This is a genomic window from Ruegeria sp. AM7 (genome assembly GCF_056535965.1).
On sequence record NZ_JBQFJE010000003.1, the window covers coordinates 3,344,646 to 3,363,885 of the forward strand.

The 19,240-nt window shown below is 57.8% G+C and carries 23 protein-coding genes; 12 read left to right on the plus strand and 11 right to left on the minus strand.

The features are described from left to right. The first annotated feature begins 8 nt into the window (after positions 1 to 8). Genes ACR3EG_RS20595 through ACR3EG_RS20605 form a run of 3 tightly spaced genes read left to right on the plus strand, consistent with a single transcriptional unit; the run spans position 9 to position 2,272 of the window. Positions 9 to 1,346 carry a DUF6638 family protein gene (locus ACR3EG_RS20595; RefSeq protein ID WP_480497865.1) on the plus strand — a complete coding sequence of 446 codons (1,338 nt, stop codon included), beginning with the start codon at positions 9 to 11 and terminating at the stop codon, positions 1,344 to 1,346. After that, entirely contained in the window at positions 1,347 to 1,613 is a 267-nt protein-coding gene (locus ACR3EG_RS20600; protein WP_170353799.1) for a hypothetical protein, read from the plus strand. An 11-nt stretch (positions 1,614 to 1,624) separates the two neighbouring features. Continuing rightward, positions 1,625 to 2,272 (plus strand): DUF1523 family protein, encoded by a 648-nt coding sequence (locus tag ACR3EG_RS20605; RefSeq protein ID WP_170353798.1) that lies wholly within the window; start codon positions 1,625 to 1,627, stop codon positions 2,270 to 2,272. Positions 2,273 to 2,325: 53 nt separating this feature from the next. Here ACR3EG_RS20605 and ACR3EG_RS20610 read toward each other — a convergent pair whose 3' ends face one another. The 6 genes from ACR3EG_RS20610 to ACR3EG_RS20635 all read right to left on the minus strand — a co-directional run bounded on the left by ACR3EG_RS20610 (position 2,326) and on the right by ACR3EG_RS20635 (position 9,566). Continuing rightward, complete coding sequence (locus tag ACR3EG_RS20610; protein ID WP_170755354.1) at positions 2,326 to 3,420, minus strand: flagellar basal body P-ring protein FlgI; 1,095 nt, start codon at positions 3,418 to 3,420, stop codon at positions 2,326 to 2,328. Beyond that, positions 3,417 to 4,424 (minus strand): flagellin, encoded by a 1,008-nt coding sequence (locus ACR3EG_RS20615; protein ID WP_480497863.1) that lies wholly within the window; start codon positions 4,422 to 4,424, stop codon positions 3,417 to 3,419. Before ACR3EG_RS20615 ends, ACR3EG_RS20610 begins: the two co-directional genes overlap by 4 nt. 2 nt (positions 4,425 to 4,426) lie before the next feature. Continuing rightward, a complete protein-coding gene (gene flgK, locus ACR3EG_RS20620; protein ID WP_480497861.1) occupies positions 4,427 to 5,878 on the minus strand; it encodes a flagellar hook-associated protein FlgK in 1,452 nt (483 codons plus the stop codon). A gap of 33 nt (positions 5,879 to 5,911) precedes the next feature. Next, on the minus strand, positions 5,912 to 7,207 hold the full coding sequence (locus tag ACR3EG_RS20625) for a flagellar hook protein FlgE (RefSeq protein WP_209195567.1): 1,296 nt from the start codon (positions 7,205 to 7,207) through the stop codon (positions 5,912 to 5,914). Between the two features lie 98 nt (positions 7,208 to 7,305). Beyond that, positions 7,306 to 8,142 carry a flagellar motor protein MotB gene (locus ACR3EG_RS20630; protein ID WP_480497859.1) on the minus strand — a complete coding sequence of 279 codons (837 nt, stop codon included), beginning with the start codon at positions 8,140 to 8,142 and terminating at the stop codon, positions 7,306 to 7,308. Positions 8,143 to 8,225: 83 nt separating this feature from the next. Then, positions 8,226 to 9,566, minus strand: a complete 1,341-nt coding sequence (locus ACR3EG_RS20635) for a FliI/YscN family ATPase (protein ID WP_480497857.1) — start codon at positions 9,564 to 9,566, stop codon at positions 8,226 to 8,228. A gap of 87 nt (positions 9,567 to 9,653) precedes the next feature. Between ACR3EG_RS20635 and ACR3EG_RS20640 the strand changes: the two genes are divergently transcribed. Genes ACR3EG_RS20640 through ACR3EG_RS20680 form a run of 9 tightly spaced genes read left to right on the plus strand, consistent with a single transcriptional unit; the run spans position 9,654 to position 14,204 of the window. After that, positions 9,654 to 10,040 (plus strand): FlgB family protein, encoded by a 387-nt coding sequence (locus ACR3EG_RS20640; protein ID WP_480497855.1) that lies wholly within the window; start codon positions 9,654 to 9,656, stop codon positions 10,038 to 10,040. 12 nt (positions 10,041 to 10,052) lie between these two features. Next, complete coding sequence (flgC, locus tag ACR3EG_RS20645; RefSeq protein WP_209195564.1) at positions 10,053 to 10,439, plus strand: flagellar basal body rod protein FlgC; 387 nt, start codon at positions 10,053 to 10,055, stop codon at positions 10,437 to 10,439. A gap of 11 nt (positions 10,440 to 10,450) precedes the next feature. Then, positions 10,451 to 10,741 (plus strand): flagellar hook-basal body complex protein FliE, encoded by a 291-nt coding sequence (fliE, locus tag ACR3EG_RS20650; protein ID WP_480497853.1) that lies wholly within the window; start codon positions 10,451 to 10,453, stop codon positions 10,739 to 10,741. Between the two features lie 4 nt (positions 10,742 to 10,745). Then, a complete protein-coding gene (locus ACR3EG_RS20655; RefSeq protein WP_170353788.1) occupies positions 10,746 to 11,018 on the plus strand; it encodes a flagellar biosynthetic protein FliQ in 273 nt (90 codons plus the stop codon). Then, on the plus strand, positions 11,018 to 11,728 hold the full coding sequence (locus ACR3EG_RS20660) for a flagellar hook-basal body complex protein (RefSeq protein ID WP_480497851.1): 711 nt from the start codon (positions 11,018 to 11,020) through the stop codon (positions 11,726 to 11,728). The genes ACR3EG_RS20655 and ACR3EG_RS20660 overlap by 1 nt, the downstream gene beginning before the upstream one ends. A gap of 21 nt (positions 11,729 to 11,749) precedes the next feature. Next, complete coding sequence (flgG, locus tag ACR3EG_RS20665; RefSeq protein ID WP_170755363.1) at positions 11,750 to 12,535, plus strand: flagellar basal-body rod protein FlgG; 786 nt, start codon at positions 11,750 to 11,752, stop codon at positions 12,533 to 12,535. After that, positions 12,535 to 12,951, plus strand: coding sequence for a flagellar basal body P-ring formation chaperone FlgA (flgA, locus tag ACR3EG_RS20670; RefSeq protein ID WP_480497848.1), 417 nt, complete (start codon positions 12,535 to 12,537; stop codon positions 12,949 to 12,951). Before flgG ends, flgA begins: the two co-directional genes overlap by 1 nt. Then, complete coding sequence (flgH, locus tag ACR3EG_RS20675; protein WP_480497846.1) at positions 12,951 to 13,682, plus strand: flagellar basal body L-ring protein FlgH; 732 nt, start codon at positions 12,951 to 12,953, stop codon at positions 13,680 to 13,682. The genes flgA and flgH overlap by 1 nt, the downstream gene beginning before the upstream one ends. 9 nt (positions 13,683 to 13,691) lie before the next feature. After that, positions 13,692 to 14,204: a flagellar basal body-associated FliL family protein gene (locus tag ACR3EG_RS20680; RefSeq protein WP_480497845.1), complete on the plus strand. Its 513-nt coding sequence runs from the start codon at positions 13,692 to 13,694 to the stop codon at positions 14,202 to 14,204. A gap of 7 nt (positions 14,205 to 14,211) precedes the next feature. Here the strand turns inward: ACR3EG_RS20680 and ACR3EG_RS20685 are convergent, their stop codons facing one another. The 5 genes from ACR3EG_RS20685 to ACR3EG_RS20705 form a co-directional block, all read right to left on the minus strand. Then, positions 14,212 to 14,595 carry a hypothetical protein gene (locus ACR3EG_RS20685; RefSeq protein WP_480497843.1) on the minus strand — a complete coding sequence of 128 codons (384 nt, stop codon included), beginning with the start codon at positions 14,593 to 14,595 and terminating at the stop codon, positions 14,212 to 14,214. Further along, positions 14,592 to 15,680 (minus strand): flagellar type III secretion system protein FlhB, encoded by a 1,089-nt coding sequence (gene flhB / locus ACR3EG_RS20690; protein WP_480497841.1) that lies wholly within the window; start codon positions 15,678 to 15,680, stop codon positions 14,592 to 14,594. Before flhB ends, ACR3EG_RS20685 begins: the two co-directional genes overlap by 4 nt. Beyond that, the gene (locus tag ACR3EG_RS20695) at positions 15,677 to 16,450 is read right to left on the minus strand and encodes a flagellar biosynthetic protein FliR (RefSeq protein WP_480497839.1); all 774 of its coding nucleotides are present in this window, start codon (positions 16,448 to 16,450) and stop codon (positions 15,677 to 15,679) included. Before ACR3EG_RS20695 ends, flhB begins: the two co-directional genes overlap by 4 nt. Further along, complete coding sequence (gene flhA / locus ACR3EG_RS20700; RefSeq protein ID WP_480497993.1) at positions 16,447 to 18,474, minus strand: flagellar biosynthesis protein FlhA; 2,028 nt, start codon at positions 18,472 to 18,474, stop codon at positions 16,447 to 16,449. The genes ACR3EG_RS20695 and flhA overlap by 4 nt, the downstream gene beginning before the upstream one ends. A 69-nt stretch (positions 18,475 to 18,543) precedes the next feature. Beyond that, positions 18,544 to 19,233 carry a lytic transglycosylase domain-containing protein gene (locus ACR3EG_RS20705; protein WP_170724750.1) on the minus strand — a complete coding sequence of 230 codons (690 nt, stop codon included), beginning with the start codon at positions 19,231 to 19,233 and terminating at the stop codon, positions 18,544 to 18,546. Between the last annotated feature and the right edge of the window lie 7 nt (positions 19,234 to 19,240).

Genomic DNA, 19,240 nt, shown 5'->3' on the forward strand with positions numbered 1-19,240 from the left:
TATCTTCCATGATCCGCCTCATCGAAAAAGGCCTGATGTTCGGCAATCTCGTCCACATCTCCAGCCCGGCCTTGGTCGAGCGGTATAACCGCGCGTTGCAGCATCTGGCGGGCAAGACTACTGATCTGACAGATTTCCATGTGGATATCTCGGGCTACTCGCCCGAGGTGGGGCAGGAATTGGACGACCCGCTTTACCTCAATCCCAACGGGGTGAACCGGCAATTCATCCTGCTGACGACCGAACAGAAACGCGCGCCTTTGTTGAACGTCAAATTCTCGACCTCGCGTGATATTCTGCGCGAATTCATCGAGATGAATGAGGCGCAGCTGTTTGCCCTGACTGCCACAGATGCGGTGACCGGAGAGCTGGTGAACTCGGTCTTCAAACTCACCACGCCCGCCGATCTTCTGAACCTACGCAAGATTGAGATTGAAGCCGACACGGTGGGCGGCACTCTGCGCAGGGCTGAACAACTTGCAGGCATGGTCGAACAGTTCAAAACCCAAGAGGACGCCTGGTTCGACGATGTACTGATCGCCAAAATGATCGAAACCGCCAAAGAAACCGGGGACGTCACCCGAAACCCCGTTCACCTGCGTCACACTGCGTTTGAACAGCGCAATTTCTGGACGGCGCATTTCGGCGGGCTCTACCTGTTCCCCGACCTGGACTATCCGGCGGCGATATGCATGGGCGACCGGGCTGATGATATGCCGTTGAACCACGTGTTCGATCCGGTGCAACGGCACCAGATTGCGGTCTTCCTAAACGATAACTCTCTGGTCGAAACGATTATCGAGGCGCGCGGCGTGAACTCGGCTGCTGTGTTGCAGCAAAAGATGGATTTCCTGACCATCCATGCCGCAGCTGACGCTGGCGTTGACCTGACCGGGCTAGACCGCAGCGATATGCGCCGTCTGGCCCGCAACCACGCCGATCACCTGCCCGAGGCCTATCATGGCCTGACCCAGTTGCTGCGTTGGGCCAGTGACGGAGGGCCGTGGCCGCGGATCACCTCGGACCACCCAGCTTATTTCTATACGCTGCGCGCCGCCGACACGCCGAACCGCGATCTGGTCAACATGCTACTGGCCGAGCTGGCCCCGCTGGACCCGCGCCAGATGTTCATCTGCCACAAAGAGCTGTTCTACCGGACCTATTCCACTTGGCCGGACACCAAGAAAGCCTATGTTGCCGACTTCCTCGCGCGCGAGTATCAGGTGGACAAGGCCGGTGCCCGCGCCGCGCTGTTCGGTCATGAACCGGACATGAGCGGCACCGACCGGGTCAGCGACGCGGTCATCGCGCGGGTCGGCCCTTGGGGCGCGGTAGGGAGAAGCTGAATGATCGTCGCAATCCGTTTTCTGATCCCCTTACTGGTCATTCTGACCGTGATTTATGTCGGGTTGTCGATCTATTCCCGTCTGATACGCCGTCGTAAACTGATCGCACATTGGGAAAAGAAAGGGCTGCACGGCGATCGTGACGCATTTCTGCAGCGGGGGATGCGGCAGTATGATAACTCATTCCGAAAGAAACTGCTGCTGGGTGTCTATGTCATCCCGCTGGGGGGCATTGCCCTGCTGATCTATATAACAAATTTCATGTGAGGGCCGAATAGATGGTCTATATCAAATGGGCATTCATCATCGTCTTCTGGGGGCTGGTTGCTTCGGTTCTTGAATACACCCTGCCGCAGCAGGATGTGGTGCGGATCGTCAAGACCGAGGTGCGGCGCGTCGATTTCGGTGAGAACTCGATCTTCTGGGCGCAGCAGGATACCGGGCAAGAGGGCGCGCAGACCGTGAACCGCGACGTGCGGTTTGTTGAAACCTTCCGCCCCAATGGCAAACCGCGTGTTTACCGCAATGAAGACACCGGCTGGGGATGGCCACCTTACTTCAAACTCGATAGTTCAAACCTGCAGGCCGAACTGACCAATCTGGTCTCGACTGCGGATAATCCGCAATGGGTGGTGCTGCGCCATTACGGCTGGCGTAATCAGCTAATGTCGATCTTTCCAAATGCTGTTTCTGTTCGCCCGGTCGATAGCCCCGATGTGCGGTTGATCCCTTGGTTCAACATCATTTTCCTGACCGTCTTTTTCGCGATCGTTTGGGCCATATGGGTGCGTTGGCGCAGGTTCCGCGCAGCGCGGGTCGATCCCGTAATCGAAAACGTCGAAGACGGGTTATATGCCGCAGGTGATGCGATTGGAGAGCAAAGCAGCAGGTTCAGGAAGTGGCTGGACAGCTGGAAATCCAAATAACCCCGTTCTTATTTCGCGAAAGGCAGGATGGGGCCCATGGCCCCGCCGAACCCTTAACGCACCACAAATTCCGCGTGCAATGCCCCAGCGGCTTTGATCGTTTTCAGAATATCGATCATGTCGCGGGGGGAAACGCCTAATGCGTTCAGGCCGGCAACAACCTCTGATAGGGTTGTTGCCTCGGGGATTTCAGCCAAACCAGTCCCTTCTTCTTCTTCGATCCCGGCTATCGTTCTAGGGACAACAACTGTTTCACCACGCGCAAACGGGTTGGGTTGTACTGCAATAGGGGCTTCTTCTACCGTGAGGGTCAGGTTCCCCTGCGAGACTGCAACGCGCGAAATGCGGACTTCTTGACCCATGACAATCGTGCCAGAGCGCTGATCCACCACGACGCGCGCTTTGGTTTCCGGCTCGACCAGAATGTTTTCGATCCGACCCAACGCATGCGCCGTCGAGATCGACTGTGTTGCGGCAATGTTCAACTCCACCGTGCCAGAATCTCGCATGATGGCAACGGGGCGGTTAAACTCCGTGTTGATTGCAGACTCAATCCGGCCAGCGGTAGTAAAATCCGGCTCTCTGAGCGCCAGCCGCATTTGCGTCAGTGACGAAAGGTCAAAATCAATCTCGCGCTCGACCCTCGCCCCAGAGGGGATGACGCCAGAGGTCGGAACCCCGCGCACGACAGACGCGGCTTCGCCCTCGACAGCGGCACCACCTGCCAGAACGGTGCCTTGGGCGACCGCATAGATCTGACCGTCCGCTGCGTTCAAGGGCGTCATGATCAGGGTGCCTCCTAAAAGACTGTTGGAATCCCCGATGGCTGAAACCGTCACGTCAATCTGGCCACCGACCCTGGCAAATGGCGGCAAGCTGGCGGTTACCAACACGGCGGCCACGTTTTTGGGTCGAAAATCCTCACCGTTCACGTTCACGCCCAAACGTTCGAGGATGTTGGACATGATTTCCTCGGTAAATGGAGAATTGCGCAGCCCATCCCCTGTTCCGTTCAGGCCAACCACAAGGCCATAGCCGACAAGGTCATTTCCCCGAACACCATCAAAGTCCACGAGGTCTTTCAACCGGATCGCGCCAGCCGAGGCCAGACCAGGCAGCAACATCAAAATGAAAACCAGAACTCTCATCTCAGGAAGTTCACCAGTGACAGGTTCGCGTTGCGAACGGTTACGGAATACAGGCTTTCCAATTGAAACTGGACTGTCTGCAACTGCGCAGCGGTTTGATACGGGTCCGCGGTAATCAGTTCGTTTCGACTGAATTCAAGGCTTGTCATTGCTGCGCTGTTGCGTGTCGCCGCCTGATCAATTCGGGCTTCTGCTGCACCGACCAGAGCGCGCAGGTTTACTGTTTCATTTTGCGTGTTGGCCAGATCGACACCCAACTGCTTGAACAGCGCGGTTCGTTGATCGCGGGGTAGGTTCAATGCGTTATCCGAGACCAGAGCAGCGACAGCGATGTCCCTGATCGCGGCCTTCAGCGCCGGGTCGGTCGCAGTTACCGGTACGTTGACGCTTTCATTCTCAGAAATTTGCATCGGAGAAAGCGTTGCAGCCGAACCTTGGTAAATAACCGCATCAAAACCCGTGGGGTCATTGAACCAGTCTTCCGCCGCCTGCCGAATATCTGTTGCCGTGACCAACCCGGTCAACTCGGCCTCAAGCGCTGTCAGAAGGGTATCTGCGGCTGGCAAGGGTGAGACATCCGTTGCTGTGCCTGAAAACAGACTGCGCCCCCCGGCACGGGTGTTCAGTGCTGACATGATCGTGTCCAGCTCATTCCTTGCCTGAACCGAGGCATTTTCGTGGGTAACCGCTTGATTGGACGTTCCAAAAGACAAAAGTGCGGCGGTTATCTCTCCGACCGAGTCGTTAATCGTTGTCAGGCTTAGCTGCATGGCATCGGTGAACAAGCTGGCCTCGGCAGTCGAGACTTTGAACGCCTCAAGCCGCGACAGACTGCGATCGAGATCAAGCAAATGAGAATAGTCCCCGTCCAGACGGCCACTGACGTCCTGCACTTTGCCCGTGGACATTTCGTAGGACAGAGTTTCGATCTGGGTTTTGATTTCGGTTGCGCGGCTTTTCAGAGTGAGGCCGCGCGCCAAATCACCTATAGATGTCAAAGTCATGATCACAACCTCAGCAATGTTTCCATCAACTCATCCACGACCGAGATAAGCCGCGCGTTCGCTGAATAGATCTGTTCAATTTGGATCAGACGCTGAAGCTCCTGATCCGTGTCAACGCCTTGTTCTGCTTCGATCTTGGTCATCTCAAGCTGGGCGCTATTGGCGAAAGTCAGACGTTGACTGGCCGTGTGCGCGTTCGCACCGGTCCTGGATAGAAGCGCCTCTGTCAGGTCGGATGCGCGCATGTCCCCGGTCCCGAAAGGGGACGCGGCTACCGGTCGCGCTTGCGAAAGAGCGGCCCCGAACGCCTGCAATTGCGTGGCGTTTCCGGGGTCTCCGGGGGTTATCGCCCCTAGGCCTGCGCGCAATTTCCAGCTTTGGCCGCCGTTGTCAGGATCGACAACAGCATTCAGGTTAACCCGCGAGGCCAGACCGGCTGGCGCGGTCGGATCAAAACGATCGCCTTCATCAGTGAACAACCCCGGATCGGTGGCCAGCGCCGTAGGGTCCAGACCCGGTGTTTCAAACCGCTCGATCAGATCGCGCGCGACCGTGTCCAGATTACCCTGGGCCTCAACAGCAAGCTCATCGCGGATTTCGAACTCAGCGGCAAGAGCACCCCCTTTGATCTGCGCGTTGTCACCGCTGGTGCGAACCGGGTTTCCGTTCATCTGCAGGCCCGACAACAAGCCGTTTGCCACAGTCATATGGGGCTTGGTCTCGCCAGTTGTTGTGAAGGTAAACTCGGCTGCTGTACCTTCAAGCAAGATCAACCCTCCATCCGAGTAGATGGACACCTGATCATTGGCCCGAGGCACAACATTTACTGGAATAACCTCGTTGACTTGATCGATCAGAACCTGCCTTTGGTCCAGCAAGGCCCCAATCTCACCACCGGCGTATTTGACGGCGGGAATTTTGGCATTCAATGTCTCAATGTCGGTCAACGTCTGGTTTAGCCTGTCGACAAATCGACCAATTGACCGATCCGCGTCCGACCGCAGATCACGCAGCCCTTCCGAGGCTGCATTCAGACTGTTTGCGAGATCGCGACCCGTGCGGGCAACCTGATCCAGACGCTCTGACGAGTCGGGCAGACTGGACGCGGTGATCAAGGCGCCGTCGAAATCGGCCAGACGGGCTGCAAGGGATGTGGCGTCATCCGGGGTGCCGACAAGTCCCTCCAATCTGCTGTGAAAACCTGAAACGGTCGATTGACGTGCCAGTTCGGCATCTGCGGTGCGGCGGTTGGCTGTCAGCACAGGATCCTGGTTTCGAACCACGCCGACGGTTCTAACGCCATGGCCAGAAATCGTATTCGTCGTCAGTTCCAGACTTCTGCGTGCATAGCCGGGCGTTAGCGCGTTGGCGATGTTTTCGGACACTACCGAGGCGCCGCGGCTGGCGGCCGTAAGACCGCCAATGGCATTGTTCAGGGCCGTCGACATGTTCATGGCACGGATCCTTTCGCTGGGTTAGCGCCGAAATCAGCGTTTGATATTGGTGGTTTCCTGCAGCATCTCATCGACCGTCTGGATGACTTTCGCGCTTGAAGAGTAAGCGCGCTGCGTTTGGATCATCGAGGTCAGTTCGGTCGCGACATCGGTGGTGGATTCCTCGCGCGCGAAAGAAACCAGATCACCCGTCGGGCCTTCACCCGCATTCCACAAAAAGAACGTGCCGCTTTCGCGTGACGGTGCATAGGTTTGGCTGTCCAATGCCGTCAAACCGTTGGGATTGGGAACATCTGCCAATGGAATCTGGAACATACGGCGGCTGACGCCAGTGTCATAAAACGCGTAGACATAGCCGTTCTCGTCGACCTGAACACTGGTCATTGTTCCCACAGCTGACCCATCCCGAGTGATCGAAACCGGCGCGAATGTATCGGACAACTGTGTGATCCCATCTGCGTCGCCGATCTGGCCGATATTAACCTCCATCGGGCCGCCCGCCACGTTCACCACAACGCTGCCGGTGGCAGGGTCATAAGCACCGCCCGAAACTGCCGTGACGCTGGCAAGGGTGCCGCCTGCTGTCCGGCTGTCGGTAAAGGTCAAAGTATATTCCCCGATCACCGCGCCGCCCGAAGCCGAATCGCGCATGATCATGGTCCATTCATTGCTGGACCCTGTTGCGGGAACGGTGGGCACCAGTTCGATATCGATGCTTTCCGATTTGCCCAGATTGTCAAAATATTCGACGGACAGAGGTTGGCTGTCCCCAGATGCCCCTGCATCTGTTGCGGTAGCAGGCAAGTTCATCCGCAAGTTCATCTGCGTGGTTGGCGCACCGGACAACTGATTGACACTCAGTTGAATGGGCTCCAGCGCGGCGGGCGTGTCCCGTGGTACTGCCGGGATGGACCCGTCAGGATTTGCCCGCCAGCCTAGCAAAACCAAACCGGATTCGGTGACCAGATACCCTTCTTCATTGGTGCGAAACGAACCGGTTGTGGTCAACAACATCTCGTTCGAACCACCCGCGATCTGGGAACTGGGACGCACCGGTAGCATTCCACGCCCGCGTACTGCCAGATCGGTCGAGTTGTTCGTCGTTACCAGCGAGCCGCGCTGGTCGATCAGTCGCTGGCTGGTGGTGCGCACACCGCCCGCCGAATAGCTGCCGCCTTGGCCAGACGTGACCATGGAATGAAAATCAGTTTCAACCCGCTTGTACCCAAAGGTGGACGAGTTGGCGATGTTGTCGGAAATCGTTGCCAACCGATTTGCATTGGCCTTCAATGCAGCCACGCCAGCATTCAATGAAGATGAAATAGTCATGGGCACGCCCTTCTGTTGCGTCAATCCTTGATGCAACAGCTAACGCGCTGGGCCTTAACAGCGCGCTAACAGGTAAAATGCGTCCTATCCTTTTCCTATCAGGAATTGCGCAGGAAGATGATCTCGATCCTGTTATTTCGCGCCGCCATCGGGTTCTCATCATGTAGTTCGCGATCCGCGTGACCGGTAACCCGATCCAGTCGAACAGGTTGAACACCCTTATCCTGAAGCATCTGACGCACTTTCTGCGCCCGAGATGTCGATACTGTCCAAACCGGATTACTGGCCACCACGACCGGAGACGAGCCAACGTGACCCTCAACCGCGATATCGTTGGTCACAAGGTCAGAAGAACGGGCAACCAATAGCGCCAGAGCACGCATGATCGCAGTCGGTGTGTCGCTGCCCGATTCGAAAAGAGGTTGATCCTCAGTGTCGAACAGTTCGACCACCAACCCTTCATCGGTCACGCGCGTGACAATGTGTTTCAGCACCTTGTCTGAGACCATGCTCTCTCCGGTTCGTCCCATAAGGCGCGCTTCAAGGGTCGAGAACTCCTCGGTGCTTTGCTTGCCCCCTTCATTGGCGACACCGATCGACCCCCTTGCCTGACGGGCGGCGGTGGGGCTGCGCTGACTGGCACCCGAGCCATCCATGACCATGGTCAATTCCGAAAACATGTTGTTGCCGCCAAAGGCTCCGTCGCCTCCGCCCGAGACTGGATTCACCGGAATCGTTGGCGAGAAATAATCCGCCAGCCCTTTGCGTTGTTTTTCCGTCGTTGCATTCAGCAGCCACATCAACATGAAGAACGCCATCATGGCCGTGACAAAGTCGGCATATGCGACTTTCCACGCGCCACCGTGGTGACCATCGCCACCTGACACACGTTTCTTCTTGATGATGATTGGCGCCGCATTGGATTGCGCACCCATCTCCACCACCTTTTTTATCACCCGACTACAGGGGTAGCCGGGCAGTTCTTAAGGTGGGCTTAACACTTAAAACTGTCCGGATTTTACTGCCGTGCCAGCGTGGACCCGGCCCGTCGTAGGATCAGTTGCAGGTGGTTGAAGCTGTTCTTGATTCCATCCGGTTCGGGTTTGGCAAAGAAAGCATCCAGTTCCTCATGCACCCGCACGGCCTGATCCAGCAGCGGGTCCGCGCCCTCGGAATACAGCCCCGCCTTGATCATCACCTCGGATTGCTCATAGCTGCCGACCAGCTTGCGGGCCTCGGCGATCATGCGGTTTTCGTCCTCGGACGCCGCACCCGGCAGGCTGCGCGAGACCGAGCGGCTGAGGTCGATGGCTGGGAAACGCCCGCGCTCGGCAATCTCGCGGCTCAGGACGATATGGCCGTCCAGAACGCCGCGCAGAATATCGGCCACGGGTTCATCCATATCCGACCCGGCCACCAGAACACTGAACACGGCGGTGATATCGCCCTGATCCGCCTTGCCCGGTCCGGCGCGTTCGCACAGACCGGCGATCAGCGGTGTAACCGACGGAGGGAAACCGCGCAACGACGGGGATTCGCCCATGGCGACGGCGATTTCGCGATGCGCCTCGGCAAAGCGAGTGACCGAATCGGCCAGAAACAACACGTTCACCCCCTGATCGCGCAGATATTCTGCCACCGCCATCGCGGACCACGCGCAGCGTCGGCGGGCCAGCGCGGACTGGTCCGAGGTTGCGGCCACCACAACCGACCGTTTCATCCCCTCGTGCCCAAGCGCGTGTTCGACGAATTCATTCACCTCGCGCCCGCGTTCCCCAACCAACGCGACGACAACGGCATCCGCCTGCATCGACTTGGCCAGCGTGGCCAGCAGCGTCGACTTGCCCACGCCCGAGCCCGCAAACAGCCCAACGCGCTGCCCCTGCACCACAGGCAGCATGGTGTTGAGCATGGCCAACCCTGCCTCCATCCGCGCGCCCAGCGGTTTGCGGGCGACGGCAGGGGGCGGGGCCTGCATGATGTCGCGATCCTGTGTGCCGGGCAGCAGAGGCTTGCCATCCAGTGGTTTCCCGAACGGATCAACCACCCGTCCAAGCCAATGCATTGCCGGCGCAAAAGCGGGGGTCTGGTCCAGAATCACCTGATCGCCCAGACAGACACCATCGGGCGCGGCGGTAGGCATCATATGAATCAGATCTGATTCGACATGCAGCACCTCTCCGGCCAGATCGGGGCCGCTGCGCCGCCGCAGGGTCAGGTGGTCGCCAATCCGCGCCTGCCCCTCAAGCCCTTGAATTTCAATGACTCCACGCGCCACGCCGGACACACGCCCCATATGTCGTACCGCAGAAAGACGGTCGAATTCGCATTTCAGCAAGCTTGGGTCGAGATCGGACATCTTGGGTTCTCCAACGGGTTTCTGAAAACGGTTTCTAAAGGAATCGGGGTTAAGCCTTGATTGAAATTGATCGAGGGAGAAGCCCCGATGTTCTATGACCTGAACGTCTTTAAGACAGCGCACGCAATGGCAACCCATGCCGGGCAACGGCAGGCGGTAATTGCGCGCAACATGGCCAATGCGGATACGCCGGGCTACCAGCCCCGCGATCTTGAGGCCTTTCAAAAAGCATTTGAAATGACCGGGCACAAAAGTGCGATGACCGCCACGCGCGCTGGGCATTTGAACGGTAACAACGCGTCGCAGCCCTGGGCCGAATATGATGTCGCGCCCTCGGGTGATCCCAATGGCAACGGTGTCTCTGTCGAGGAAGAGATGTTCAAAGCGGTCGAGGTCAAGCGCCAACATGACCGCGCACTGACCATCTACAAATCCTCGATGAATATCCTGCGCACCAGCCTCGGTCGGTCATAAGGAGGCAACCAGATGAGTGATTTTTCCCATTCCCTTGCCGCCTCGACCAGCGCCCTGCGCGCGCAATCGGCGCGTCTGCGACACGTGTCCGAGAATATTTCGAACGCTGATACGCCGGGGTATCGCCGCAAGACCGTACCGTTTGAAACCGTGCAGAAAGACGGGCGCGAGGTGGTGCAGGCCGGTCGGGTCAAGCTGGACCGCCGCGACGGGTCACGTGTTTACGACCCCGGTCATCCGATGGCGGATGAGACCGGCCATTATCGCGGCTCGAATGTCGATCTGATGATCGAGATCGCCGATGCCCGCGAGGCGCAGCGCAGTTACGAAGCCAATCTCAAGATGTTCGACCAGACACGTCAGATGTCGTCGAGCCTGATGGAACTCCTCAGAAAATAAAGGACACCAGAATGGATATCCGAGCCCTGAATGCCGCACAGAACTATGCTGGCGCGCGCCCTGCAACGCAGGCTGATCCCGATCACGCCGGAATGGCGCAGGGATTGCGCAGCACGTTTCAGGATTTTGCCGCGACGCTGAAACAATCCGAGGCCGTGTCGCAAACCGCGATGACCGGTCAGGCCGATCCGCATGCGCTGGTGCAGGCACTGGCGCAGACCGAACTGGCGGTCGAGACGGCCGTGGTCGTGCGCAACAAGGTAGTCGAGGCCTATCAGGAAATCCTGCGGATGCCGGTCTGACGCGATGCTCAGCGAAGGTCTTTTCTATGACATCGTGCGTCAGGCACTGTGGGTCGCGGTGATCACCTCGGTCCCGATCCTGGCGGTGGCGCTGGTTTCGGGCCTGATCGTTGGCCTGTTTCAGGCGCTGACCTCGGTGCAGGAGATGACGCTGACCTTTGTGCCCAAGCTGATCGCCATCGTCATCGTGTTCTGGATTTCCATGGGCTTCATGACGCAGACGCTGGTGACGTTTTTCACCACAACCCTTGTCCCGCTGATCGCCGGAGGTCGCTGATGGATACCGCCTATACCACCTTATCCCGCCAGTCGGGGCTGATGAATGAAATGCGACTGGTGGCGAATAACATCGCCAACGCCAACACCACCGGATACCGCGCGCAGGGGTTGGTGTTTTCCGAATTCGTGCGCGACATGCCCGGCAATCCGTCGCTGTCGATGGCGCGGGCCGAGGTGCGCAATACGTCTCTGCAGCAAGGGGTTCTGACTGAGACCGGAGGGGATTTTGATTTCGCCATCGAAGGCGATGGATTCTTCATGATTGAAACTCCGGACGGCAATCGCTTGACCCGCGCCGGGGCCTTCTCGCCCAGTGCCGAGGGGGATTTGGTCACGATGGATGGCCACCGTGTGCTGGATAGCAACGGCGCGCCGGTTTTTGTACCTCCCGACGCGGCCTCGATCGACGTCGGCAGTGACGGCACCCTCAGTATTGAGGGGCAATTGCTGGGGCAGCTGGGTGTCTACCGGGTCGATGACCCAAAGACCCTTGTGCGCGAAGGCAGCACACAGTTCCGTAGCGACGGCGACGTAGTGCCAGTCGAAGAGCCTGTGATCGTTCATCGCTTTCTCGAAGGGTCCAACGTCAACGCGATCGAACAAGTGACACGGCTGGTCGAAATCCAGCGCGCCTATGAGCTGGGCCAGAGCTTTCTTGAAACCGAAGACGAACGGGTGCGGGGCGCGCTCAAAGCGCTGATGCGCTGACTTTAGAACGGAGGATTTGACATGCGGGCATTGAAAATCGCAGCGACGGGTATGACCGCGCAGCAGATGCGGGTTGAGACGATCTCGAATAACCTCGCTAATATGAACACCACCGGCTACAACGCGCGGCGGGCTGAATTTGCCGATCTGCACTATCAGCAGATGGCGCGCGCCGGGTCTGTGAACGCTAATGACGGCACAGTTCTGCCTACGGGCATTCAACTTGGCCTTGGCGTGCGGCCTGCTGCCGTCACCGTACAATTGGCGCAGGGCGCTTTGTCTGCGACCGGCAGCGATCTCGATGTGGCTGTGGAAGGGCGCGGCTATCTAGAAGTCACGTTGCCCAATGGCCAATCGGCATTTACCCGCGATGGCAGTTTGAAGCGATCAGCTGAGGGGCTGATCGTCACCTCGGACGGGTTCGCTGTTGCGCCCGAAATTACCATTCCAGACGATGCAAGATCAATCTCGATTAACGCATCGGGCGAGGTCTATGCCTATTTCGACGACGCGCCCGAAGGTCAGTTGTTGGGCGAATTCACATTAGCCAGCTTTTCGAACGCCAAAGGTCTGGAGGCGATCGGCAGCAATCTGTTCAAAGAAACTGAGGCTTCGGGCGCGCCCGTAGTCGGCACTCCGGGTGAGGACGGATTGGGCACGTTGCGGCAAGGTTACCTCGAGGACAGTTCGGTGGACGCCGTGCGTGAGGTCACCGAACTGATCGAGGCCCAGCGGGGCTATGAAATGAACGCCAAAGTCATCTCTGCTGTTGATCAGATGATGGGCGCGACGACACAGGTGCGCTGATGCGGACATTTCTTTTGATCCTTGCCCTGGCAGGGCCCTCTGCGGCGCTTTCCGATATCGTCGTACCAACCCGCACAATTCGCGCGAAAGAGATCATCGCGCCCACCGACCTTGTCACCAAGGAGCAGGACGTTCCCGGAGCGGTTGCGACCCCGGATATTCTGGTGGGACAGGAAGCGAGGGTGGCGCTTTATCCCGGTCGCCCTATTAGCGCGGGTGACTTCGGCCCACCCGCACTCGTGGATCGCAACGACCTGGTGGTTCTAGTTTTTGACCGCCAGCCTCTGTCAATCACTGCCGAAGGACGCGCGCTGGGGCGTGGGGCTGTCGGCGATCGGATCCGAGTGATGAATCTGTCGTCCCGAACCACCGTGACCGGTTTCATTCGGCTCGACGGTCAAATCGAGGTAAAATGATGTCAGGACTTGCCAAAACACTTCTTTTGGGCGCGCTCGCTCTGTCGGCCTGTGGCCGCGTGGATCATCTGGGCAAACCGCCCAGTTTTACTCCGAACGAGGATTCTCCGGAACATGTCGCGATGCTCTGGCCGGGTTTGCCACTGCATACTCAACCGCAGCGGCCTGTTGACCAATCATCGCTTTGGACCGGGGGGCAGAAATCGCTTTTGGGGGATCAGCGCGCCATCAAAAAGGGCGATATTTTAACTGTTGTCATCGAACTTGACGAAAAAGCTGAAATTTCGAACGACACGAACCGGTCTCGATCCGGGTCTGAAAATCTTGAGATACCGGGTCTGTTTGGCCTGCCGCAGCGGGCGCTGGATCAACTGCCCGAAGGGGCGTCGCTGGATGAAGCGGTTTCAATCGATTCGGCGTCGTCCAGTCGTGGGAAGGGCTCGGTTAAGCGCAAGGAAAAGCTGACATTGCGAGTCGCCGCGACTGTTATCGATGCGCTCCCCAACGGCGTGCTGGCCATTTCCGGTTCACAAGAATTGCGAGTGAATTTCGAACTGCGAGAGCTGCTGGTCACAGGCTATGTGCGCCCGCAGGATATCTCGCGACAGAATGAAATTACCTATGACAAAATCGCCTCGGCGCGCGTGTCTTATGGGGGCCGTGGCCAGATTACCGACGTCCAGCAGCCCCGCTACGGGCAGCAGGTCCTTGATACACTTTTGCCGTTCTGAGGTCGCGCTTTGATTAAGAAACTTCTTCCCGTTATTTTTCTGTTGGTTGGTCTCGGTGGCGGTATCGGCGCAGGCGTTGTTCTGTCACCGTCGGACGAGGTAAAGCCAAGCGACGCGAAAAAAGCGGACAAGACCGAAGCAAAAGAAAAAAAGAAAGACGCCAAATCCAAATCGGCTGACAAGAAAGACAAGTCAGGCGGGATGGAGTATCTGAAGCTTACCAAACAATTCGTAATTCCGGTTGTCGAAGCCGAACGGATCTCGGGCATGGTTACGATGTCACTGAGCCTTGAAGCGGATGGCGGGATATCCGACAATTTTTATGCGATTGAGCCCAAGCTGAGGGATCGTTTCCTGCAGGTCTTGTTCGATCACGCCAACATGGGTGGATTTGATGGCAACTTCACCACCTCTGATAATCTTGATGTATTGCGCAAGGCTTTGCTTGAGGTGGCGCAGAAGGATCTTGGGAAAAGCGTTCAAAACGTGCTGATTACGAGCGTCAACCGACAAGACATCTGAAACCGGACTAGTATGTCTGCTTCTTGCCGAGCGCCAAACGGCGTTCGGTTTTTTGCATCTCGGAAAGTCTTTCTACGGCTTGTTGCCGCCCGAATGCCAACCGCAAGGCATCCATCGAGGCAAGCTTTTGCGCCGTGACGCGAGCAAGTTCCATGTTCAGTTGGCGCCGCGTCCGGGACTCCCATCCACTCCACAAGACGTCAGTGCCGGTCACTTGGTATCCTTTGGTTTGTCCCGCGTCGACGCGCGATTTCTGGATCTGACCGTCCAGCCGTGACAGCTGTTGCTTGATCCGCGCTTCCTCTTCGAGCACAGGTTTCAGGTTTTGGTATTCCTTCTGAAAAGCGGCCTGGGTCACCGCGCTGATATCCGCATATTTCGTTGATTTCATCTGATCTGTTCCTTCGCGCGTTTACGCATGGTTTCGGCAAAGCGAATGGCAGCGGCGACCGGGCGGTAGAGTTCCTCCGGGATTTCCTGACCGATCTCGACGGTGGCGTGCAATGCCCTTGCGGTTGGCGGATCAGAATGGATGGGAACACCTGCCGTCCCGGCAGCCGACCGGATCGAGGCCGCAACCGCATCCACACCTTTGGCCACACAAACGGGGGCAGATCCTGTTTTGCGGGACCATTTCAACGCTACCGCAAAGTGGGTTGGGTTCACGATCACCACATCTGCCTTCGGAACGTCAGCCATCATCTGGTTTGTGGCAATGTCCTGAGCTCTCTGCCGCCGTTGTTGTTTAACATGGGGATCGCCTTCGGAATCTTTGGTTTCGTCCTGGATTTCCTTGCGCGACATGCGGTTCTTCCTGATGTGCTCGGCATATTGCCAGAAATAGTCTACGGCTCCGATCACAAGGGCGATCACTACGACGATGAAAAGGAATCGAAGCAGCAGGTTCATCATCAGCAGTAAGGATGATTGCACCGGTGCAGCGCTTGCCGACAGGATATCGTCCAGGTTTGCACGCAAAAACAAGGCAAGGCAGGTTCCATAAATTGCCAGTTTTACAAAGCTCTTGGCGAATTCGAACAGGCCTCCTCGCCCGAACTTGTTCTTGGCGTTGGACAGCACCGAAACGCGCGACAGTTTGGGTTTGAGCTTGGTCGGTGCGAAGATCAGCGCGCGTTGGGCGATCAGGCTAAGTAGAACGGCCGCAGCAGGTAACGCAAACAGAACGGAAACTGCGGCGAGGGTGGTCTTGAGCATCCCGCCAACAGGGTTGACGGAAGGGCCTTGGACCAACAGACCTGAAAGGTCGTCTGCTTGATCAATCAGAACGACAAAGACCGTCCCAAGCTGTTGCACACCGTATTGGCCCGCGGCCAACATTGCCAAAAGAAATCCGGAATATGCGGCAACGACGGACAGGTCATTGGATTTTGCAACCTCGCCTTTTTCGCGTGCCTTCTGCAGCTTTTGCGGGGTTGGTTCAAAGGACTTGTCGCTTTCGTCGTCACCTGCGCTCATCTGGTGGCCCCCAACGGATTGGCAATGAAGGCAAACAGGGCGTCCGACCACACAGACAGGATCAAGGGTGTTCCGGCAAAAAGAAGAAACAGGCCTGCAAATGTGATCGCAGGCGCACCGACGAAAGCGACCATGAGTTGGGGCATGGCGCGGTTGATGACCCCAAGCGCGAGGTTATAGATCAGCGATGCAATCACAAATGGCATTGCCAGGCTAAAGGCCAGCGCAAAGCTCTGGGCGATGTTGCGAACGCCCCAGTGCGAGAGATCCGATGCCGCAGGCGCGGTGCCCATTGGAAACAGCATGTAGCTGTGGATCAGAAACTCGGCTACACGGACATGCAGACCAAGCAATACCGCAAGGGTCAACCCGGCAAGCGTCAGCATGTATCCCATGGCCGGAACAGGATCGGCTGCGGCTCCTCCAAGAATTTGGGAAAGGGAGGTGGCCTGCGCTGCAATAGATCCCGCAGTTTGCAGGGCCAGCACGAACAGACGCAGCCCCAACCCCAGAATCATGCCGACCAGAATTTCCGTTCCGATAAGTCGGACAAGAGGCAGCAAGCCTGTTCCACCTTCAGGGGACGGCGCGGCTGGGCTGACCACCAATGTAAAGGCAACCGCGATGGCAAGTTTTACGCGGGTTGGGATGCTTCGCTCTCCAAATGCCGGCAGCAAAGAGACCAGTGCCGATACCCTAAGAAACACGGCAAAAAGGTGCCAAAGCCCGTCCCCCAACTGGGGCAATAGCTCGGGCGGAAGGGCGATCACGCGGGAACCGTTCCAACAAGGGCCGGTCGCGCTTCCAGACCGATTTCTTCAAAAGACAGGACCGGGTTGGATATGCCACGGGCGTGCATGATCGTGCGCAATAGCCTGCGTCGCCGGGTCGAGGTCACAACTGCTGGGAACAGCCCGTGATCGGCAGATTGCGCGACGCTGTCCACGACACCATCGGCCAGTTTGTTGAACAGGTTTGGCGGCAAAGCTACGTCAAGACCGGCATTGGGTGCGTCGATCTGGTAGGTGACGAACGTGTCCTCCCATTCTGGCGCCAGCTGAATCAGGGGAATCGATCCATCCTCGCGCTTCATTTCGGCGACCAGTTGAAAGCCCAAGCGTTGCCGAACCAGTTCGCAGATACCTTCGGGCTGGGTGGTGGTCAGGCGCGCCTCGGCCACGCTTTCCAAAATCAGGGCCATGTTGCGGATCGAAACCCGCTCGTCCAGCAACAGCCGCAACACCGCGTGCAGCGTGTCGATGGGCACTTTATCCGGTATCAACTCATCCAATAGTTTGCGGTTGGCCTCGGCCCGCACAGGATCACTTAGCTTGGTCATTTCAGACAGCAGGCGGCGCAGGGATTTCAGCGTCAGCAGGCGCGAGAAATTCTGCTTGATGATCTCAAGCAAATGAGTCGCCAGAATCTCGGGTGGAGAGACGATGGTGGCACCACTCATTGCAGCGGCTTCTTGATCTTTGGGCAAAATCCAGCGGGCGGGTGCGCCATAAACCGGCTCGGTCACGTCATTGCCGTCGGGCAACAGGTCATGTCCATCTTGTACCAGCGCCAAAACCAGATCGGGGTTCAGAACCCCGCGTGCCTGTTCGACGCCTTGAACCTTCACTACATAGGTCCCCATCGGCAGATCCGCCCGATCGGTTAGCCGAATGTCGGGAAGGATCAACCCGAAGGTCGAGGCGACATAGGTCCTCATATTGGCGATCCGTGCATCAAGACCGGTACCGGGGTTCAGAACCATGCTGACAAGGTCGGGCGCGAATTCCAAATGCACATCGTCCAGGTCGAGAATGTCCCCAATGGCCTGTGAAACGGGTGCGTCTGTATCCGGTGTCGGAGCCATCGCCGCATCGTCAGCCGTTTTTTGCTTTCGGTAGACGTTGTACGCGGTGTACCCCAAAACCCCGGCACCTATGATGAAGGGCAGGAACGGCAACCCCGGCACCAGCGCAAACAGAACCATCAGAACTGCAACGGTGCCAAGCGCCGCCGGGTGGCGGCCAAGCTGCGAGAACAACGCGCTGTCGGTTGCGCCATGCGTTCCGCCACGCGCCAGCAGCAGCGCGGACGCGATCGAGATGATCACGGCCGGAATCTGCGTAACCAGACCATCGCCTACGGTGAGAATCGCATAGGTTTCAAACGCCGAAGAAATCGGCATTCCATGGACGATCACCCCCATGATCAGTCCCATCACAAGGTTCAACAACGTGATCAGCAGGCCCGCAACCGCGTCTCCTTTGACGAATTTCGATGCACCATCAAGTGAGCCGAAAAAGGTAGTCTCTTGCTGTTCCCGTTCGCGCCTTTCCTTGGCCTGTTGATGGTCGATGGCACCCGCGGACATGTCGCTGTCGATGGCCAGTTGCTTGCCCGGCATCCCATCCAGCGCAAAGCGCGCGCCGACTTCGGCCATGCGGGCGGCGCCCTTGGTGATGACCATGAAATTCACGATCAGCAGCACGCCGAATACCACGAGACCCAGAAAGATGCTGCCGCCCATGACAAAGTTGGCAAACCCCTCAATCACGTCGCCCGCGGCGTTGGGGCCGGTATGGCCCTGACCGATGATCAGCTTGGTCGAGGACACGTTCAGCGATAGCCGCAACATAAGTGAGGTCAGCAGGATCGTCGGGAAGGATGAGAAATCCAGCGGCCGCTCGACAAACAGGGTCAGCGTAAAAATCAAAATGGCCAACGCGAACGAGGCCGCCAACCCAACGTCCAGCACCCAGGCTGGCATCGGCAGGATCATCATCACGATGACCGTCATCAGAGCCACTGCCAGCAGAACAGTCGGGGAAAATAGGGAACGGGCGTCGATCTTGGGCACGCGAGGCTCCTAGTTGAAGGAAATGAAGGCAGAGGCAGATCCGGTCGACGGCATCAGCGACCCAAGCGCGCCAGCGGGCGCTTGATCAGCCCGCAGCGGGATCAGCGGAGACGCCGATCCGGTAAACGGATCGCGTGAGGCGATGGCGCGTGTTTCGCTGTGATCCAACTGCGCCAAGACACGCTGGAACCTATCAGAATAGGTCTGTGCCAAATGGGGTGTGCGCGAGTGGTATGCCCCCGCGGCCGCGGTCCACGAGCCGAGCTCAGCATAAAGATCTTTCAGGAATCGTGCGGCGTAAGTGGCGTTTTCATCGGGGTCAAACATTGCGTCGATGGACCGGAACGCCTTGCCATGCCAGCGGTAGTTGATCTGGAAGCATCCGATGTCAAAGCTGCGTTTTCCTGCCTTGAAGATATTGAAAACATAAGACTTTGCCTCAAACTCGGATTTGAACCAAAAGCCCTTTCCTTCGACATTGATGGCCCACGGCCAAGGCGAAAGCTGTCCGTCAATGGCGCGGCCTGTTTCAACCCGTGTTATGGCGTGCAACACCTCAAGCGGGACGCCTTCGGACGTAGCCGCACGCTGGGCGGCCCGGTCGCATATGTCTGCAGTGCGGAGGTTGGGTATGGCGAGCGCCTGTTGACCCACGCAAAGCGCAAGCGCCAAAAGTCCTGATATCGTTCGATGGGGCATTCTGCCG

Bases quoted from the DNA above. Each gene is read 5' to 3' on its own strand.
- ACR3EG_RS20705 (WP_170724750.1), bottom strand. From the start codon at position 19,233: ATGCCCCATCGAACGATATCAGGACTTTTGGCGCTTGCGCTTTGCGTG.
- fliE (WP_480497853.1), top strand. From the start codon at position 10,451: ATGGATATCCGAGCCCTGAATGCCGCACAGAACTATGCTGGCGCGCGC.
- ACR3EG_RS20600 (WP_170353799.1), top strand. From the start codon at position 1,347: ATGATCGTCGCAATCCGTTTTCTGATCCCCTTACTGGTCATTCTGACC.
- ACR3EG_RS20660 (WP_480497851.1), top strand. From the start codon at position 11,018: ATGGATACCGCCTATACCACCTTATCCCGCCAGTCGGGGCTGATGAAT.
- ACR3EG_RS20685 (WP_480497843.1), bottom strand. From the start codon at position 14,595: ATGAAATCAACGAAATATGCGGATATCAGCGCGGTGACCCAGGCCGCT.
- flhB (WP_480497841.1), bottom strand. From the start codon at position 15,680: ATGAGCGCAGGTGACGACGAAAGCGACAAGTCCTTTGAACCAACCCCG.
- flgG (WP_170755363.1), top strand. From the start codon at position 11,750: ATGCGGGCATTGAAAATCGCAGCGACGGGTATGACCGCGCAGCAGATG.
- ACR3EG_RS20640 (WP_480497855.1), top strand. From the start codon at position 9,654: ATGTTCTATGACCTGAACGTCTTTAAGACAGCGCACGCAATGGCAACC.
- ACR3EG_RS20610 (WP_170755354.1), bottom strand. From the start codon at position 3,420: ATGAGAGTTCTGGTTTTCATTTTGATGTTGCTGCCTGGTCTGGCCTCG.
- ACR3EG_RS20655 (WP_170353788.1), top strand. From the start codon at position 10,746: ATGCTCAGCGAAGGTCTTTTCTATGACATCGTGCGTCAGGCACTGTGG.
- ACR3EG_RS20595 (WP_480497865.1), top strand. From the start codon at position 9: ATGATCCGCCTCATCGAAAAAGGCCTGATGTTCGGCAATCTCGTCCAC.
- ACR3EG_RS20630 (WP_480497859.1), bottom strand. From the start codon at position 8,142: ATGGGTGCGCAATCCAATGCGGCGCCAATCATCATCAAGAAGAAACGT.
- ACR3EG_RS20635 (WP_480497857.1), bottom strand. From the start codon at position 9,566: ATGTCCGATCTCGACCCAAGCTTGCTGAAATGCGAATTCGACCGTCTT.
- flgH (WP_480497846.1), top strand. From the start codon at position 12,951: ATGTCAGGACTTGCCAAAACACTTCTTTTGGGCGCGCTCGCTCTGTCG.
- ACR3EG_RS20615 (WP_480497863.1), bottom strand. From the start codon at position 4,424: ATGACTTTGACATCTATAGGTGATTTGGCGCGCGGCCTCACTCTGAAA.
- ACR3EG_RS20625 (WP_209195567.1), bottom strand. From the start codon at position 7,207: ATGACTATTTCATCTTCATTGAATGCTGGCGTGGCTGCATTGAAGGCC.
- flgK (WP_480497861.1), bottom strand. From the start codon at position 5,878: ATGAACATGTCGACGGCCCTGAACAATGCCATTGGCGGTCTTACGGCC.
- ACR3EG_RS20605 (WP_170353798.1), top strand. From the start codon at position 1,625: ATGGTCTATATCAAATGGGCATTCATCATCGTCTTCTGGGGGCTGGTT.
- flgA (WP_480497848.1), top strand. From the start codon at position 12,535: ATGCGGACATTTCTTTTGATCCTTGCCCTGGCAGGGCCCTCTGCGGCG.
- flgC (WP_209195564.1), top strand. From the start codon at position 10,053: ATGAGTGATTTTTCCCATTCCCTTGCCGCCTCGACCAGCGCCCTGCGC.
- flhA (WP_480497993.1), bottom strand. From the start codon at position 18,474: ATGACGGTCATCGTGATGATGATCCTGCCGATGCCAGCCTGGGTGCTG.